Here is a 15,735-nt window from a genome sequence, read left to right on the forward strand (position 1 = left end):
CCACCTATATATACACCCCCTCCCAACCACTCTTACCCTACCCCCCCCTCTCCCTATCACTCCCCCCACCCTGCCGCGGCGCCCCCACGCGGGGGCGCCGCTCCTGCGCTGTCCCGGCCCTACCACTCGACGGGCAGGCGCCTGACACCCCGCATCACCCGGTTGGTGTTCCACTCGACCTCTTCGGCCGGCACCGCAAGCCGCAGTCCCGGCAGCCGGCGCACCAACGTCTCGATGACCGAGCGGAGTTCCAGCCGGGCGAGCGGGGCGGCGGGGCAGTGGTGGGCCCCGTGCCCGAACGCCACGTGCGGATTGACCGTCCGGTGGAAGTCCAGTTCCTCCGGGTGCTCGAAGACGGTCCCGTCCCGGTTGGCGGCGTCGTTCTGCGCGACCACCGCGTCCCCGGCACGTATCAACTGCCCGGCGAGCCGGAAGTCCTCCACAGCGATCCGGGAGAACGGGGCCACGCTGGTGGCCAGCGGTGTGTAGCGCAGCAGTTCCTCGACCGCTGAGGGCACCAGTGCGGGGTCCTCGACCAGGGACTCCCACAGCAGGGGCCGGGAAAGCAGGGTGTAGAGGAAGTTGCCGGTCTGGTTGGCGGTCGTCTCGTGCCCCGCGGTGAGCAGGTCCACGGCGAAGACGGCGAGTTCGCTCTCGGTCAGCCGGTCGTCACCTTCGCGCGAGGTGACGAGACGGCTCAGCAGGTCGTCGCCGGGCTCGGCGATCCGCCGGGCGATCAGCTCCCTCAGATAGGCGTCGAGGCTGTCCCGAGCGTCCTGGATGGTGGCGGGATCGGCGACGGTCAGCGCCATCATCGCGTCGGTCCACTCGCGAAACCGCCCGCGGTCCTCGACCGGCACGCCGAAGGTCTCGCAGATGACCGTGATGCCCATGGGCCAGGCCAGCCGGGTGGCCAGGTCGGCGGGGGACCCCGACTCCTCCAGGTCGTCCACGAGCGCGTCGATGATCGCCTGCACCCGCGGCTGGACCGCTCCCACCTGACGTGCGGTGAACGCCTTCGCGGCGAGCCGGCGAAGGCGGGTGTGGTCCGGCGGGTCCATGCTGAGGAGGGAATCGGCCTGCTGGATCAGGGGACTGGAGCGCGGGACGTCCTTGCCGACCGCGGCGGCCCGGCTCAACCGGGGGTCGGCCAGCGCTGCGCGTACATCCGCGTACCGGGTCACCATCCAGGCGTCCCCGCCGTGCGGCATCGTGACCCGGGCCACGGGCTCATCCCGGCGCAGACCGGCGTAGGCCGGATCGAGGTCGAGACGTTCGGAGGTGAAGCCGGAGGCGTGGTAGGGGCAGGCGGACGGTGCATTCGAATGCTCGGAATCGGTCGTCGTCATCGGACGGTCTCCGTCTGTGAGGTGAACCAGCACGCGGACCCTGCCGACTCTAGATTCGGCCCTTTTCCGTCTCGGTCAGGCGATTCACCGCATCTCGACAATTCGTTGTCAGGGAAAGGAAAACCGGGGGGTGGGCGGCGGGCAGCCGGAGGGCGGGGACGCCCTCCGGCCCGCTGTGGCCTCTCACTCGTGCCCGACTCTGAACCCCACCCCGCGGACCGTCCGTATCCAGCTGCTCCGCCCCAACTTGCTGCGCAGGGAGCTGACATGGGTGTCGACGGTGCGGGTCGCCCGGGGTCCGAGCAGATGCGGCATCGGGTCCTCCCAGATCTCCGTCATCAGCCGCTGCCGGCTGACGACGCTCTCCGAGTGCCGGGCGAGGTAGTAGAGCAGATCGAATTCCTTGCGGGTGAGATCGACGGGGCTCCCGCGCAGCAGGACCTCGCGCGATGCGGCATCGATGCGCAGCGTGCCGATCGACAGCACCGTCAGGGGTTCCCGCGGACCTCCGGGACGGGTACGCCGACGGCGGGTCACGGCATCGATGCGTGCCACCAGTTCGCGGAATTCGTAGGGCTTGTCGAGGCAGTCGTCGGAGCCCGCCCGGAGCCCCAGGACCCGGTCGAGTTCGCTGCCGTTGTCGGTGAACGTGATGATCGGTGTGTCCGCGTCCTCGCGGATACGCCGGCAGACTTCCAGGCCGTCGATGTCGGGCAGGTCGAGGTCGAGCAGGACGATGTCCGCACCACGGTGTGCGTCCAGTGCCGTCGCGCCGTTGCCGACGGAGGTCACGTCGTACCCGTGGCGTTCGAGCGCCCGGGACAGTTCGCCGCTGCTGGTGTGTGAGTCCTCCACCACGAGAATCTGCACGATGTCTCCCTTGATCCGATCGAGTACGCGCACGCAGTCGATGTTCTCTGCGGAGCCCCGGATCCGATGGCACGTGTCGACGGTCTTAAAGAAGCGTTCACGGAGGTTCATGAGCGCTTCGCGAACACCGACCGCATCTGCCGAGCTACATCAACTCAAGGCGTAACAAGCTGAGTTGACGCACCGTATGCCTGGAGGAAGGTCCGGACCGCCGACTGTGCCACCTGGTGGATCTCCGCCTCGGGCACGGCTCGGGTGCCGAGCTGGGACCGGGCCTCCATCGGGCCGGTCAGCAGGGCGAGGAAGTGTTCGGCCGCCTCCGCCGGATCGCAGGGCCTCAGCCGGCCGGACAGGACCAGCCGGGCCAGCCGGTCGGCCAGCGCTTCCTTGAGCCGGCTCGCACCTCGTCCCCAGACGATCTCCAGCAGATCGGGAAACTGGGTGATTTCCGCGTAGAGCAGGCGCCGCAGCGCCCATGACTGCTCGTTGCAACATCGCAACAGCAGCTGGTGCGCCAGAACTTCGAGCCGGTCGGTCGTGTCGTCATCCGCTGTGGCGGCGTCCGGTCCCGCCCCGCTCCCGGCGGAGAACAGGTCGACGACGGCAAGGTTCTGCGCCATGACGTCGTCGGCCGCGGCCTCCATCGCGCTGCGGAAGACGTTCTGCTTGTCGCCGAGATGGTTGTACACGGTGTGCTTGGCGACTCCCGCGACCTCGGCGATCTCCTCCATGCAGGCGCGGGCGTAGCCCCGTTGCGCGAACACGGTGAAGGCGGCGCCGAGGATGGCCTGCCGCTTGTCGATGCGGCCGCGCGACGGGGGCTTGGGGGTACTCGTTCCGCTCACCCCGCCATCGTACCCACCCGACCCGAAAAGTGCACTGGCTAGTGCAATTAAGTAGGCCGCCGCGTTGATAATGGTCTTTCCAGTGCCATACGCTGCACTCGCCAGTGCAATTATCGCTCGACCTCACGGGAGACAGCCATGACGCATGCACAGGACGAACGTCTGGATCCCGCCCTGCGGCGGCTGATCGGCGTGATCCTGTTAGGCGGGATCATGGGGATCCTCGACGGCTCGATGATCGCCGTCGCGGCCGACACTCTCGCCCACGAATTCGACACGTCGCTGTCCACCATCAGCTGGGTGTCCACCAGCTATCTGCTCGCGCTCACCGTCTCGATCCCCGTCACCACGTGGGCGGTCGACCGGTTCGGCGGACGCCGCCTGTGGCTGCTCGGCCTGGTCGTCTTCCTGGCCGGCTCGGTCGCATCCGGCCTCGCCTGGAACGCCCCCAGCCTCATCGTCTTCCGCATCGTGCAGGGACTCGGTGCCGGACTGCTCGACCCGCTGATGCTCACTCTGCTCGCCCGGGCCTCGGGACCTGCCCGTGCCGGACGCGTGATGGGTCTGATGGGCGTCGTCGGCTCCAGCGGCCCGGTGTTCGGCCCGGTCGTCGGCGGCATCATCCTCCAGGGCGCCGACTGGCGCTGGATGTTCCTGGTCAACGTGCCCATCGGTCTCGTCGCCCTGGTACTCGCCCTCAAACACCTGCCCGCGGACACCTCGGCCGAGAAGTCGTCCGCAGGCAAGCTCGACCTCCTCGGGCTCGCCCTCATCGGCCCCGGAGTCGCGGCCGGCGTCCTCGCCCTGTCGCAGGCAGCCGAGCAGGCCGCTTTCGCCGTCCCGTCGGTCCTCGTACCGCTCACCCTGTCCGTCCTGCTGCTGGGCGGATACGCGTTCCACGCCCTGCGCCGGCCGGGCGCGGGCAGGGCCGCCCCCCTCATCGACCTGCGCCTGTTCAGGCGCGGCAGCTTCGCCGCCAGCGTCACGGTCGGCTCGCTCGTCGGCCTCGCCACGTTCGCCAGTCTCTTCGCGCTCCCCCTCTACCACCAGCAGGTCCAGGGGCACGGCACCTTCGAGGCTGCTCTGTTGCTCGCCCCGCTCGGCATCGGCTCCGCCCTGTCCATGCCGCTGGCCGGCCGCCTCTCGGACCGGGTCGGTTCACGGAGCCTGGTACGGGCGGGCGGCGCACTCGCGCTGCTGAGCGCCCTCGCCTTCACCCGCATCGGGGCGGACACGTCCGAGGTGTGGCCGGCGGTCGCCGCGTTCACCATCGGTGTGGGTCTCGGCGCGGTGGGCGCGCCCACGATCGCCTCGCTCTACCGCACCCTGCCCGCGCACCTGGTCCCGCAGGGAAGCTCGGTGCTCTACATGCTCAATCAGCTCGGGGCATCGATCGGTATCGCGCTCGTCGCGCTCGTGATGCAGACCGCGGGCGACGGAGACCCGGTCCGCGGATTCCACGCCGCCTACTGGACCGTGTCCGTGGTGCTCGTGCTCGTGCTTGCGGCTGCGACCCTGCTCCCCGGCCGCCCCGCATCCGCACCGGCCGGGGAGGCCGCTCATCCGGAGCCCCAGGGCGACGAGGCCGCGTCCGCCGGGATTCCCGCATCCGTCCGCACGCCGGGAGACGCCACGTGAACACCCTCGTCATTGCCGGGGGAACCGACGGTATCGGCCGCGCACTCGCCGAGCTGTACCTCCACCGGGGCGACACCGTCGTCGTCATCGGCCGGAACCCCGAAAAGGGCAGGCGCTTCCTCGACGAAGCGCGCGCGGCCGGCGCCGCCGAACGGGCCGTCTTCGTCACGGCCGACCTCAGCCTGCTCGCGGAGACCTCCCGGGCCGCCGAGGAGATCGGTGCCGCCTTTCCCGTGATCGACGCGCTGGTGTTCTGCGCCCGTCACTACCGCTCCCGCCGCACGGAGACCACCGAGGGGTACGAGGAGAACTTCGCGCTGTTCTACCTGAGCCGGCACCTGCTGGGCCAGGCCCTTGCCGAGCCGCTCTCCCGGGCGCGGCACCCGGTTGTCGTGAACGTGGCCGGACCGGGTGCCGGACTCGAAGTCGTCCGGTGGGACGATCTCCAGCTCAGCCGCCAGTACCACGGCGGCGCGGCGCTCGGCCAGGGCGGAAAGCTCAACGACCTGCTGGGCGTCAGCTATGCCGAGCAGCACGGGCCGGCCGGGATCCGCTACGTACTGATCCATCCCGGCGTCACCGCCACGGGCTTCTCCGGGGAGTACGACGCCGAGACGCTGCCCCACATCCGGTCGATGCAACGGCACGCCAAGCCTGTCGAGGCCGCGTTGCCGCCGATCGTCGACGCCATCGACAAGCCGCCGGCCGAAGCGCTCAGTGCCTTCGTCGAAGGCCGTCGCATTCCGGTCGGCACCAGCGGCTTCGAACCGGCGGCCGCGCGCCGGCTGCGCGACCTCACCGACCTTCTCCTTGCACGGAGTTGACACTCCTGACGAAGACCTGCAACGGCGGCTCTGGGAAACGGAATTGCCGCGAAGGAGACTGAGGAGGCACCCGCCTCCTCAGCTCCCCGCCGCTACCGAATCCCAGGAGCCCGCATCATGTCCTACGTGTCCGCCGACCCCGTACGGGCCGCCCTCGACGATCCGCGCAGCGCGGCCGTCCTCGTCACGACCTTCGCCACCCGCGGACCGGACGACACCCGGCGGACGGCCGGACAGGCCGTCGCCGACGCGCTTCGCGGACCCTGGCCCGAAGGGCTCCTCTCTTTGACCGTCTACACCAGCGGCGACGACGACTCCGTCCTCACATACGCCCAGTGGTCCGCCGAGGACCGGCTGCCGTCCCCCGTCGGACCGGCCGGAGCGGGCGCCGTCTCCCGGGCGTTCCGCCACTACCGGGCGGTCCGCGGCACCGCGGTCGAGGAACCGGCGCCCGTCCCCCAGTCGTTCCCGGCGGCGTTCTTCCCGGCCGAGAGCGAGCAGGCTGCCCGTGCGTGGCTCGACGGGCTGCTGGCGGGGGAGGAGCGGACCGAGGGCGAGGACCGCGCCTACCCCGGAGCCATTGCCGCGCATCTCCACATCGCCGTCGACGGCGGCCAGGTGCTCAGCTTCTCCGAGTGGGTCGCCGAGGGGCCGGCCGTCGAGCACATCGAGGCGGTCTGGGCACCGGTACTCAAGGAGTTCGGCGGCACCGGCACCCTCTACCGACACCACCGCACCCTCCTGCCCGGCAGCACCGCCGTCCCGGAATGAGGGGGCCGGGCCGGTGACGGTCGCCTTCCTGTCGGCGGCTCCCGAGGCGTGGCCGGCGGGTGACCGGCCACGCTGGAATTCCCACGGCTGACGGACGCTCTCTCGCCGACGCCATCGTCCGCTGCGGGTCGACGCCTGAGCCCCCTCAGCCGACGGAGAGTACGGGCTCAGGCCCGGGAAGTCCGGAAGGATCCCCCCACGACGTGGGCTCGCTGTCGCACCGCTGCTTGCCTGTGAGTCGCGCCCGGGCCTCGGACCGGGGCGACCGCGCATTGCGCCCTGTCACGCCCGCCCGTCCGAGCCTCGGCCTGTTCCGTTCGGTCAGCTCGTGGCGCGTACCGCGTCCAGGATGAGGGCGGCGACCTCCTTCGGCCGGGACACGGCGACGGCGTGCGACGCACCCTCGATCTCCACGACGGTCGCCCCCGCCCGCTTGGCACCGAACCGCTCGACCGCTGGGTTGATCGCGTGGTCGGCGCCGGCCACCAAAGCCCAGGAGGGCTTGGTCTTCCACGCGGCAGCGGAAGCAGTCTCCTCGAACGCTGCGGCAGCCAGCGGACGCTGCGTCACCGCCAGGACCTTGGTCACGTCGGCGGGCAAGTCGGCGGCGAAGACGTCCGGGAAGGCCTCGGGCGCGATGGTGACCTCGACCGCGGAATCCACGCCCTCGACGGGGTACGTCCACTGCTTCAGGTTGCTCACCAGCGGGCTGTCGGGGAACCGGCCCTGCAGTTCGCCGAGGCTCTCGCCCTCTTCGAGGACGTAGGCAGCCACGTAGACCAGACCGACGACGTTCTCGGTGGTGCCGGCGACGGTGATGAGCGCACCGCCGTACGAGTGGCCGACCAGGACGACCGGACCGTCGATCCGGGCAGCCACGGAGGCGACGTACGCGGCGTCGGAGACCAGTCCGCGCAACGGGTTGGGCGGCGCGATCACCGGGATGCCGTGACTCTGCAACTCGGCGATGACCCCGGACCAGCTGGCCGCGTCGGCGAAGGCTCCGTGGACGAGAACGACGGTGGGAGTGGAAGTAGTCATGTCAGGGTTCTCTCTTCGCGTTCAGGCGGTGTGGAGGGCGGCGCGCAGGGTGTCGACGGCCAGCGTGATGGCGGTCGCTGCGGCGTGGGTCTCGCGCAGGGCGTTGAGCATCACGAAGTCGTGGATGACGCCCTGGAACCGCACGGCGGTGGTGGGCACGCCGGCCTCACGGAGCTTGGCCGCGTACGCCTCGCCCTCGTCGCGCAGGACGTCGGCCTCGCCGGTGACGACCAGGGCCGGGGGCAGTCCGGTGAGCTGCTCGGTGGTGGCACGCAGCGGAGACGCGGTGATCTCGGCGCGCTGCGCCTCGTCGGTCGTGTACTGGTCCCAGAACCACTGCATGCCGTCGCGGCGCAGGAAATAGCCGGTGGCGAACTGGTGGTAGGAGCCGGTGTCGAAGGCCGCGTCGGTAACCGGGTAGAACAGCACCTGCTGGACGAGGGATACGTCGCCGCGTTCCTTCGCCATCAGTGTCAGGGCGGCGCTCATGTTGCCGCCGACGGAGTCCCCAGCCACGGCCAGCCGCGAGCCGTCCAGGTACTTGGAGGCACCTTGCCGGACGACCCACTGGGCGACCGCGTAGTTCTGCTCGATGGCGACCGGGTAGCGGGCCTCCGGCGACAGGTCGTACTCGGGGAAGACCACGGCGGCACCCGCGCCGACGGCGAGTTCCCGCACCAGACGGTCGTGGGTGTGGGCGTTGCCGAACACCCAGCCCGCACCGTGGATGTAGATGATCACCGGGAGAGTGCCCTCCGCACCGGCGGGCCTGACGATCCGCGCGCGGACACTGCCCGTCGGCCCGCCCGGGACGGTGATCCACTCCTCGTCGACCGCGGGCTTGTCGATCTCGCCCGACTGCACCTCGTCGACGGCCTTGCGTCCCTCCGCCGGGGGCAGGTCGAACAGGTACGGCGGATTGGCGGTCGCCGCCGCGAAAGCGGCTGCTGCGGGCTCCAGCACCGGCTGGACGGGCTCGACAGCTTCGGACATGTGAGTCTCCTGGAATGTTCATGGGGGCGCCGGTCCTTCCGGCAATACGGCCAGGATCCCGCGAGGGTGTTCCGAAGCCGTTGTCCGTCACGCTAGGACCGCCGGCCGCACTGCGATTGCCCACGGGTGCACCGCTGCTGTGCTCGTAGCGCACGGAGTCTTCCTGCCCTCTCCATCACATTCAGCGAATGCATGCGTGCGTGCACTGTGAGGCCAAATCCTGTGCACTGGCAGGACATGGGGGTGCGTCTGTCGTGTCTATCGTGATGGCGAAGAAACCGCGGCCGGCACACACAGGGCCTGCCCTCGCCATAGGGGCACGGCGGGTGTCGGCGGAATTCGCTCGGTTCGATTCGCGTAAACAGACATTCGAGCACGCTGAATCGCCAAGGTCCGCCGCCACAGGCATGACTTGAATCCAAATCGCATTTCCCGGAGGGGCTGTCAAGAGATGTCACCCATGCCCGTCGGCGGACTGGTTCCGCATGCCATCGACAATGCCGCGGACCTCATCGTCCGCAACGCGAAGATCCACACCGGCGACCCGAGCCGCCCCCATGCTGAGGCGCTCGCCATTCGCGACGGCGTCATCACGGTCGTCGGTGACGACAAGGACGTGGCTCCCCACGTCGGCGTGGGCACGAAGGTGGTCGACGCGCTCGGACGACGGGTGATCCCCGGCCTCAACGACTCCCACCTGCACGTGATTCGCGGGGGCCTCAACTACGTACTGGAACTGCGCTGGGACGGGGTGCGCAGCCTGCGGCAGGGCCTGGCGATGCTGCGTGAGCAGTCCGCTCGTACGCCCAAGGGCCAGTGGGTCCGGGTGGTGGGCGGCTGGTCGGCCGAGCAGTTCGCCGAACGCCGGCTGCCGACCGTCGCCGAACTGAACGCCGCCGCCCCCGACACCCCGGTGTTCGTCCTGCACCTGTACCAGTCGGCCGTGCTGAACCGGGCGGCGCTCAAGGCCGCCGGATACACCAGGGACACACCCGACCCCAAGGGCGGCCAGATCGTGCGGGGCCGGGACGGGGAGCCGACGGGCATGCTGCTGGCCGCTCCCAGCGCCCTCATCCTCTACTCGACCCTGGCCAAGGCGCCGGTGCTGGAGGGCGAGGACAAGAAGATATCGACCCGTCATTTCCTGCGCGAGCTGAACAGATTCGGCCTGACCTCGGCGATCGACGCCGCCGGCGGATTCCAGAACTTCCCCGACAACTACAGCACCGTCGTCGAACTGGCCAAGGCCGGACAGCTGTCGCTGCGTATCGCCTATCACCTCTTCCCGCAGACAGCGGGCCAGGAGATCGACGACCTCACCCGATGGGTCGAAATGGCCCGCCCCGAGGACGGGGACGAATGGCTGCGCCTCAACGGCGCGGGCGAGAACCTCACCTGGGCGGCGGCGGACTTCGAGAATTTCGCCCAGCCGCGTCCGGAACACGCACCTGATTACGAGGTGGAGTTCGAGAAGGCAGTGCGCCTGCTCATGGAGAACGGGTGGGGGTTCCGGCTCCACGCCACGTATGACGAGACCATCCGCCGCGATCTCGCGGTGTTCGAGAAGCTCGCCGCGGAAGGGCTCTTCCCGGCCGGAAACCGATGGCTGTTCGATCACGCGGAGACCGCCTCTCCGGACAGCCTCGACCGCATCGCCGCACTCGGCGGCGCGATGTCGGTGCAGAACCGTCTGTCCTTCCAGGGCGAGGCGTTCGTACGCCGTTACGGCCCCGGCGCCGCCGCGGACGCCCCGCCCATCCGGGCCATGCTGGACCGCGGCCTGACCGTGGGCGCCGGCACCGATGCCACCCGGGTCTCCACATACAACCCCTGGGTCGCCCTGCACTGGCTCGTCAGCGGCCGCACTGTCGGCGATCTGGCGCTCCGCCCGCCGACGAACCGCGTCGACCGGCAGACGGCGCTGGCGATGTTCACGCGCGCCGGCGCCGCGCTGACCGGCGAGGACGAGGTCAAGGGTCGGCTCCGGCCGGGATTTTACGGGGACCTGGCGGTCCTGTCCGAGGACTACTTCGCCGTGCCTGATCCGGACATCGCACACATCGAGTCACTGCTGACGGTGACCGGCGGCCGGATCGTCTACGCCGCCGGCGAGTACGAAGGGCTCGACGAGGAACTTCCCCCCGTCAGCCCGGCCTGGAGCCCGGTGACGCACTTCGGCGGCTACCAGGCATCCCGCCGGGCAGGCCTTCCCGGCGCCCAGCAGGCGGAGTTGCTCGGCCAGGCCATCGCCGAATCGGAGCAGCACCGCCAGTGGCGCATCGCGCGCGGCCACACCACGGACGCCGTGAGCACCTCCTTCGACCCCTGCTTCGACCTCTGAACTCCCGGAAGGGGCCGGGCCCTTGTGCCGCCCCTTCCGGGACGCCCACCCGCTCCGTCCACCGGACGGTTCTTCCCACGGTCCGGACAGCAGTCCGCGCCACCCCTGACAAGAAGGACTCACGATCATGGTCAACATCGCCGAGGTCACCGCGGCCCCCAGCCCCGACCTGCTCACCCCCGACAACAGCGCCGTGCTGTTCGTGGACCACCAGCCGCAGATGTTCTTCGGCACCGGCAGCGGCGACCGCACCGCGATCATCAACTCCACCGTGGGCCTGGCGAAGGCCGCGAAGGCGTTCGACGTCCCGGTGGTCCTGAGCACCGTGGCCGCCGAGTCGTTCTCCGGCCCGATCATGCCGCAGCTGGCGGCCGTCTTCCCCGACCAGAAGACCATCGACCGCAGCACGATGAACGCCTGGGAGGACGTCGCCTTCGTCGAGGCGGTCAAGGCCACCGGACGCAAGAAGCTCGTCATCGCCGGCCTGTGGACCGAGGTCTGTGTCGTCCTGCCCGCGCTCTCTGCCATCGCCCAGGGCTACGAGGTCTACGTGGTCACCGACGCCTCCGGTGGTGTCAGCCCGCAGGCCCACGAGCACGCGATCCAGCGCATGGTGCAGGGCGGCGCGATCCCGGTCACCTGGGTGCAGGTGCTCCTCGAGCTCCAGCGCGACTGGGCCCGCACCGAGACGTATGCCGCCGTGAGCGACGTGGTCAAGGAGCACGGCGGCACCTACGGCCTCGGCATGGTCTACGCGCAGGCCGTCATGGGCGCCCACGCCGCCGGCTGATCCCCCCGCCGGCACGGAAACGTCAGGAACAGGCAGGAACACGATGGACGCTGGACTGTTGATCCTCCGGCTGGTGATGGGGTTGCTCATCGCCGGGCACGGTGTGCAGAAAGTGAGTTTCCGGCTCGGAGGCAACGGACTGGCGGGCGGGACCGAGGAGTTCCGCCGCGACGGATTCCTCGGCGGCCGGCTGACCGCCCTCGCCGCGGGGGCCGGTCAGATCGGCTCCGGCCTGTTCCTGGCCGCCGGCCTGCTCACACCCCTGGCGGCGATGGCCGCGATGGGTGTGATGACGGTGGCGGGCACCGTGAAGTGGCCCAAGGGGCTGTGGGTCCAGAACGACGGTTACGAGTACCCCCTCGTCCTTGTCGTCGTCTCCGCCGCACTGGCCCTCATCGGACCCGGACGGTGGTCCGTGGACCACGCACTGGGCGTCACCCCCTGGCCGGTGGGGGGCGCCGTCGCCGCGATCGTGATCGGGCCGGCAAGCGCCGTGCTCACCCGCGTGGTGCTGCACCGGCCGTCCACCACAACGGAAGGAAAGTGATATGCCCAGGCTGCTGAGTGACGTGGTCCGAACCCTGATACCGCGCGGAGAGGAACGTCACGGCCCGCTGCCTCCCCTGCTGCTGGTCCTGACGGTGGTCACCGGACTGATCGACGCTGTGAGCTTCCTGGCGCTCGGTAACGTCTTCGTCGCCAACATGACCGGCAACGTGGTCTTCCTGGGGTTCGCCCTCGGCGGCGCCGAGAGTCTTTCCGCGCTCGCGTCCGTCGTCTCGTTGGCCGCGTTCCTCATCGGCGCGCTCGCGGGAGGCAGGATCGGCACGCGGTTCGCCATGCACCGCGGGCACATGCTGCGCACGGCGACGGCCATACAGACGTTCCTGGTAGCGGTCGCAGTGGTGGTCGCCGCCGTGTCGGACGGCCGGGTCACGACCGACGTCCGGTACACCCTGATCGTGCTCCTGGGGCTCGCCATGGGTTTGCAGAACGCGGTCGCCCGGCGCCTCGGCGTCCCGGACCTCACGACGACCGTCCTGACTCTGACCCTGACGGGCCTGGCCGCGGACTCCACTCCGGCCGGCGGCGAGGCGCCCCGCCCCGGCCGGCGGATCCTCTCCGTGCTGGCCATCTTCCTCGGCGCCATCGCCGGAGCCCTGCTCGTCCTGCACGGCCATCTCGTCCTCACCCTGGCCGTGACGCTGGTGCTGCTCGCGGTCACCTCCGTGACCACCCATCGTCTTTCGACCGCCGATGCCACCTGGATCCGGCCGCGGCCCTGAGCAGCGCACAGGCCCACCGGCGCCGAAGGAACACACCCCGTGCGCCGGTGGTCGACATCGACCGGTGGGCCGGTCCGGATTCCACACGACAACAGCCACCCGGCACATGCGAAGTACGCCGGAGTCGACGCGTCGGCACCGATCCCGCATGGGCAGGCATGAGGCTCGCACCATCCTCCGCACCGTCACGGACGCCGAAGCCGGATTCGCCGTGGGCGCCGCCGGCGGCGCGCGTCTTCCCCGCACTTTGGGCCGCTCACCCGCACCAACCGAAAGGATCCAGATCCCGATGAACCTTCCTTCCGCCACTTTGACCGTCGAGCGAGTGGACGACCGGCACCGATACGAAATCCTCGTCGACGGGCAGCGTGCCGGCCTGACCGCCTACCGCGACCGTGGTGAGCAGCGGGTTTTCCACCACACAGAAGTCGGCGACGCCTACGCCGGCCAGGGGCTGGCCTCGCAGCTGGTACACGCGGCCCTCACCGACGTACGCGAGTCCGGCAAGCGCATCGTGCCGGTCTGCCCCTACGTGGCCAAGTACCTGCTCGGGCACGAAGAGTTCAACGACATCACCGACCCGGTCACCCCGGAGGTCCTGGAGTGGCTGGACGGGGAGCAATCGGGAGCGCGCACCGTCTGACCCCGGTGGCCGACGGGCGAGGCCGCGCGTGCAAGGAGAGCCAGGGCCGCTTCGGGAGTGGTGCTCCACAGCTCAGGCTGTCTCGGCCCCCTCGTTCCGCCGACCCGGAACAGTCAACGGCGGTGCGGGATCTCCACCGTTCTGCGGGGACCGGAGACGGCGCAGACTGCCATCGAACAGGCTGAACGCCCGGCGCTCGCCGTGATGAATGTCTCCGACCCCGCGCGAGACGGCATCTGCTCACACCGCAGGAAGCGCAGAACGCGCGGCCGGCCACGGCGGGCTCTCCAACCGGGCAATGGGCCGGCAGCTCTGCCCCTCCCACCGCACCGTCGGAGCACAGCTGTGCCGGATCCATCCGAAGTCGGGGATCACCTCCCGTGGCCGGTTGCGGGAGAAGCCCCAGCCGGACGGACGAGAGCCCGATGCAGGCGGCCGCCCGCATCGGGCTCAGTCGAGACGCAGGTCGGAGAGCTGCTGTTCGAGCACGGTGACGTCGTCATCGGGTGCCTCCCCGGGCGGGCGGGTGACCATGACGGCGGCCAGTTCGCCGGCCGCCCGCCGTATGCGCCCGGGCAGGCCCTCTTTGTACTCGTCACCGCCGGATCCCCAGTCCTCGGACGCCGCGTACACCGCGGTGGGGACGACGGCGGCGCGCAGGTACGCGAAGAGCGGGCGCAGGGCGTGTTCCAGGACCAGGGAGTGGCGGGCGGTGCCTCCCGTCGCCCCGAGGAGAACCGGCTTCCCGGTGAGGGCGTCCGGGTCGATCAGGTCGAAGAAGGACTTGAACAGCCCGCTGTAGGAGGCGGTGAACACGGGGGTCACCGCGATCAGACCGTGGGCACCCGTCACCGAGTCGATCGCGGTGGCCAGTCGGGGTGACGGGAAGCCCGTCACGAGGTGGTTGGCGACGGCGACGGCCAGTTCGCGCAGCTCGATGACATCGACCTGCACATCGTGGCCCCGCTGGGTGAGTTCGCCGCGGGCCGACTCGACGAGACGGTCGGCGAGCAGGCGTGTGGAGGACGGGGTGCTCAGCCCGGCGGACACGGCGACGAGTTTCATGCGGCGGACACCTCCTGAACGGCCCGCAGCGACTCGTGGGTGGGAGCGTCCGGCACGTCGGCCGAGCGGCCGATCGCGAACTCCTTCCGCAGGACGGGCACCACCTCCTCGCCGAGCAGGTCGAGCTGTTCCAGAACGGTCTTCAGGGGCAGCCCCGCGTGGTCCATCAGGAACAACTGCCGCTGGTAGTCGCCGACGATCTGACGGAAGGAAAGCGTCCGGTCGATGACCTCCTGGGGAGAGCCCACCGTCAGCGGAGTCTGTTCGGTGAACTCCTCCAGCGACGGCCCGTGCCCGTAGACGGGCGCGTTGTCGAAGTACGGCCGGAACTCCCGTACGGCGTCCTGGGAGTTCTTCCGCATGAACACCTGACCCCCCAGCCCGACGATCGCCTGCTTGGGCGTGCCGTGCCCGTAGTGCGCGTATCGCCGCCGGTACAGCTGAACCATCCGCCTCGTGTGGTCGGCCGGCCAGAAGATGTTGTTGTGGAAGAAGCCGTCGCCGTGAAAGGCCGCCAGGTCGGCCATCTCCGGAGAACGGATCGAGCCGTGCCAGACGAACGGCGCTACGCCGTCCAGCGGCCGGGGCGTGGACGTGAACCCCTGCAGTGGCGTACGGAACGTGCCCTCCCAGTCCACCACGTCCTCGCGCCACAGCCGGCGCAGCAGGGCGTAGTTCTCCTTGGCGAGGTTGAGACCCTGCCGGATGTCCTGCCCGAACCACGGATACACCGGGCCGGTGTTGCCTCGCCCCATCATCAGGTCGACCCGGCCGTCGGCCAGGTGCTGGAGCATCGCGTAGTCCTCGGCGATCTTCACCGGGTCGTTGGTGGTGATCAGCGTCGTGGCAGTGGAAAGGATCAGCTTCTCGGTACGAGCGGCGATGTAGCCGAGCATCGTGGTCGGTGACGACGGCACGAACGGCGGATTGTGGTGTTCACCGGTCGCGAAGACGTCCAGGCCCACCTCCTCCGCCTTGAGCGCGATGGTGACCATCGCCTTGATGCGTTCGTGCTCCGATGGGGTACGGCCGTCGGTCGGATCGGGGGTCACGTCCCCCACCGAGAAAATACCGAACTGCATGGGGGCCTCTTTGTTTCGGCAACTGTGTGGTCGCCGAAAATGTAGGCACCGGCCGGACCAGCGTGATGTCTGTGCGTGCAGAGAAGCTTGCCCGTCAGCGCTCTTCCGGCCGGGTGACGGTCCGCTGTCTGTCCGGCCGCACATGTGCGGCATCGGGCAGGCGCACGGCGCCCCGAGACGAACGTCGTACCTCCCCA

At 69.8% G+C, this 15,735-nt stretch carries 15 protein-coding genes; 8 read left to right on the forward strand and 7 right to left on the reverse strand.

Annotation, left to right across the window (positions count from 1 at the left end; all coding sequences use genetic code 11):
* Nucleotides 1-119: 119 nt before the first annotated feature.
* From ABZ434_RS33635 to ABZ434_RS33645, 3 genes are all read right to left on the reverse strand, one after another.
* Nucleotides 120-1,349 carry a cytochrome P450 gene (locus ABZ434_RS33635; RefSeq protein WP_359145061.1) on the reverse strand — a complete coding sequence of 410 codons (1,230 nt, stop codon included), beginning with the start codon at nt 1,347-1,349 and terminating at the stop codon, nt 120-122.
* A 183-nt stretch (nt 1,350-1,532) separates the two neighbouring features.
* The gene (locus ABZ434_RS33640; protein WP_359145064.1) at nt 1,533-2,252 is read right to left on the reverse strand and encodes a response regulator transcription factor; all 720 of its coding nucleotides are present in this window, start codon (nt 2,250-2,252) and stop codon (nt 1,533-1,535) included.
* Nucleotides 2,253-2,374: 122 nt separating this feature from the next.
* A complete protein-coding gene (locus ABZ434_RS33645; RefSeq protein ID WP_359145067.1) occupies nt 2,375-3,064 on the reverse strand; it encodes a TetR/AcrR family transcriptional regulator in 690 nt (229 codons plus the stop codon).
* Between the two features lie 138 nt (nt 3,065-3,202).
* On the opposite strand from ABZ434_RS33645, the gene ABZ434_RS33650 reads away from it, so the two are divergent.
* The 3 genes from ABZ434_RS33650 (at nt 3,203) to ABZ434_RS33660 (ending at nt 6,297) form a co-directional block, all read left to right on the forward strand.
* Entirely contained in the window at nt 3,203-4,702 is a 1,500-nt protein-coding gene (locus tag ABZ434_RS33650; RefSeq protein WP_359145070.1) for a DHA2 family efflux MFS transporter permease subunit, read from the forward strand.
* Nucleotides 4,699-5,526, forward strand: a complete 828-nt coding sequence (locus tag ABZ434_RS33655) for an SDR family NAD(P)-dependent oxidoreductase (RefSeq protein ID WP_359145073.1) — start codon at nt 4,699-4,701, stop codon at nt 5,524-5,526. Before ABZ434_RS33650 ends, ABZ434_RS33655 begins: the two co-directional genes overlap by 4 nt.
* Before the next feature lie 117 nt (nt 5,527-5,643).
* A complete protein-coding gene (locus ABZ434_RS33660; RefSeq protein WP_359145076.1) occupies nt 5,644-6,297 on the forward strand; it encodes a hypothetical protein in 654 nt (217 codons plus the stop codon).
* 321 nt (nt 6,298-6,618) lie between these two features.
* Here ABZ434_RS33660 and ABZ434_RS33665 read toward each other — a convergent pair whose 3' ends face one another.
* Complete coding sequence (locus ABZ434_RS33665; protein WP_359145079.1) at nt 6,619-7,338, reverse strand: alpha/beta hydrolase; 720 nt, start codon at nt 7,336-7,338, stop codon at nt 6,619-6,621.
* A 21-nt stretch (nt 7,339-7,359) separates the two neighbouring features.
* Complete coding sequence (locus ABZ434_RS33670; protein ID WP_359145082.1) at nt 7,360-8,331, reverse strand: alpha/beta hydrolase; 972 nt, start codon at nt 8,329-8,331, stop codon at nt 7,360-7,362.
* 451 nt (nt 8,332-8,782) lie between these two features.
* On the opposite strand from ABZ434_RS33670, the gene ABZ434_RS33675 reads away from it, so the two are divergent.
* The 5 genes from ABZ434_RS33675 to ABZ434_RS33695 all read left to right on the forward strand — a co-directional run bounded on the left by ABZ434_RS33675 (nt 8,783) and on the right by ABZ434_RS33695 (nt 13,391).
* Entirely contained in the window at nt 8,783-10,672 is a 1,890-nt protein-coding gene (locus ABZ434_RS33675) for an amidohydrolase (protein ID WP_359145085.1), read from the forward strand.
* A gap of 127 nt (nt 10,673-10,799) precedes the next feature.
* Complete coding sequence (locus ABZ434_RS33680) at nt 10,800-11,462, forward strand: hydrolase (RefSeq protein ID WP_359145088.1); 663 nt, start codon at nt 10,800-10,802, stop codon at nt 11,460-11,462.
* A 43-nt stretch (nt 11,463-11,505) separates the two neighbouring features.
* Nucleotides 11,506-12,009 (forward strand): DoxX family protein, encoded by a 504-nt coding sequence (locus ABZ434_RS33685; protein ID WP_359145091.1) that lies wholly within the window; start codon nt 11,506-11,508, stop codon nt 12,007-12,009.
* A 1-nt stretch (nt 12,010) separates the two neighbouring features.
* Nucleotides 12,011-12,748: a YoaK family protein gene (locus ABZ434_RS33690; protein WP_359145094.1), complete on the forward strand. Its 738-nt coding sequence runs from the start codon at nt 12,011-12,013 to the stop codon at nt 12,746-12,748.
* 289 nt (nt 12,749-13,037) lie between these two features.
* A complete protein-coding gene (locus ABZ434_RS33695; RefSeq protein ID WP_359145097.1) occupies nt 13,038-13,391 on the forward strand; it encodes a GNAT family N-acetyltransferase in 354 nt (117 codons plus the stop codon).
* A 450-nt stretch (nt 13,392-13,841) separates the two neighbouring features.
* On the opposite strand, the gene ABZ434_RS33700 is transcribed toward ABZ434_RS33695, so the two are convergent.
* Together ABZ434_RS33700 and ABZ434_RS33705 are read right to left on the reverse strand one after the other, a co-directional pair.
* Nucleotides 13,842-14,456 carry an FMN reductase gene (locus tag ABZ434_RS33700; protein WP_359145100.1) on the reverse strand — a complete coding sequence of 205 codons (615 nt, stop codon included), beginning with the start codon at nt 14,454-14,456 and terminating at the stop codon, nt 13,842-13,844.
* Complete coding sequence (locus ABZ434_RS33705) at nt 14,453-15,538, reverse strand: LLM class flavin-dependent oxidoreductase (RefSeq protein WP_359145103.1); 1,086 nt, start codon at nt 15,536-15,538, stop codon at nt 14,453-14,455. Before ABZ434_RS33705 ends, ABZ434_RS33700 begins: the two co-directional genes overlap by 4 nt.
* Nucleotides 15,539-15,735: the final 197 nt, after the last annotated feature.

Origin of the sequence: Streptomyces sp. NPDC005761, from assembly GCF_040630635.1 — a bacterium.
Taxonomy (GTDB): domain Bacteria; phylum Actinomycetota; class Actinomycetes; order Streptomycetales; family Streptomycetaceae; genus Streptomyces.

Excerpts from the sequence above, each read along its gene's own strand:
- ABZ434_RS33635 (WP_359145061.1), bottom strand. The coding sequence starts at position 1,349 with ATGACGACGACCGATTCCGAGCATTCGAATGCACCGTCCGCCTGCCCC.
- ABZ434_RS33650 (WP_359145070.1), top strand. The coding sequence starts at position 3,203 with ATGACGCATGCACAGGACGAACGTCTGGATCCCGCCCTGCGGCGGCTG.
- ABZ434_RS33660 (WP_359145076.1), top strand. The coding sequence starts at position 5,644 with ATGTCCTACGTGTCCGCCGACCCCGTACGGGCCGCCCTCGACGATCCG.
- ABZ434_RS33665 (WP_359145079.1), bottom strand. The coding sequence starts at position 7,338 with ATGACTACTTCCACTCCCACCGTCGTTCTCGTCCACGGAGCCTTCGCC.
- ABZ434_RS33670 (WP_359145082.1), bottom strand. The coding sequence starts at position 8,331 with ATGTCCGAAGCTGTCGAGCCCGTCCAGCCGGTGCTGGAGCCCGCAGCA.
- ABZ434_RS33675 (WP_359145085.1), top strand. The coding sequence starts at position 8,783 with ATGTCACCCATGCCCGTCGGCGGACTGGTTCCGCATGCCATCGACAAT.
- ABZ434_RS33680 (WP_359145088.1), top strand. The coding sequence starts at position 10,800 with ATGGTCAACATCGCCGAGGTCACCGCGGCCCCCAGCCCCGACCTGCTC.
- ABZ434_RS33685 (WP_359145091.1), top strand. The coding sequence starts at position 11,506 with ATGGACGCTGGACTGTTGATCCTCCGGCTGGTGATGGGGTTGCTCATC.
- ABZ434_RS33690 (WP_359145094.1), top strand. The coding sequence starts at position 12,011 with ATGCCCAGGCTGCTGAGTGACGTGGTCCGAACCCTGATACCGCGCGGA.
- ABZ434_RS33695 (WP_359145097.1), top strand. The coding sequence starts at position 13,038 with ATGAACCTTCCTTCCGCCACTTTGACCGTCGAGCGAGTGGACGACCGG.
- ABZ434_RS33700 (WP_359145100.1), bottom strand. The coding sequence starts at position 14,456 with ATGAAACTCGTCGCCGTGTCCGCCGGGCTGAGCACCCCGTCCTCCACA.
- ABZ434_RS33705 (WP_359145103.1), bottom strand. The coding sequence starts at position 15,538 with ATGCAGTTCGGTATTTTCTCGGTGGGGGACGTGACCCCCGATCCGACC.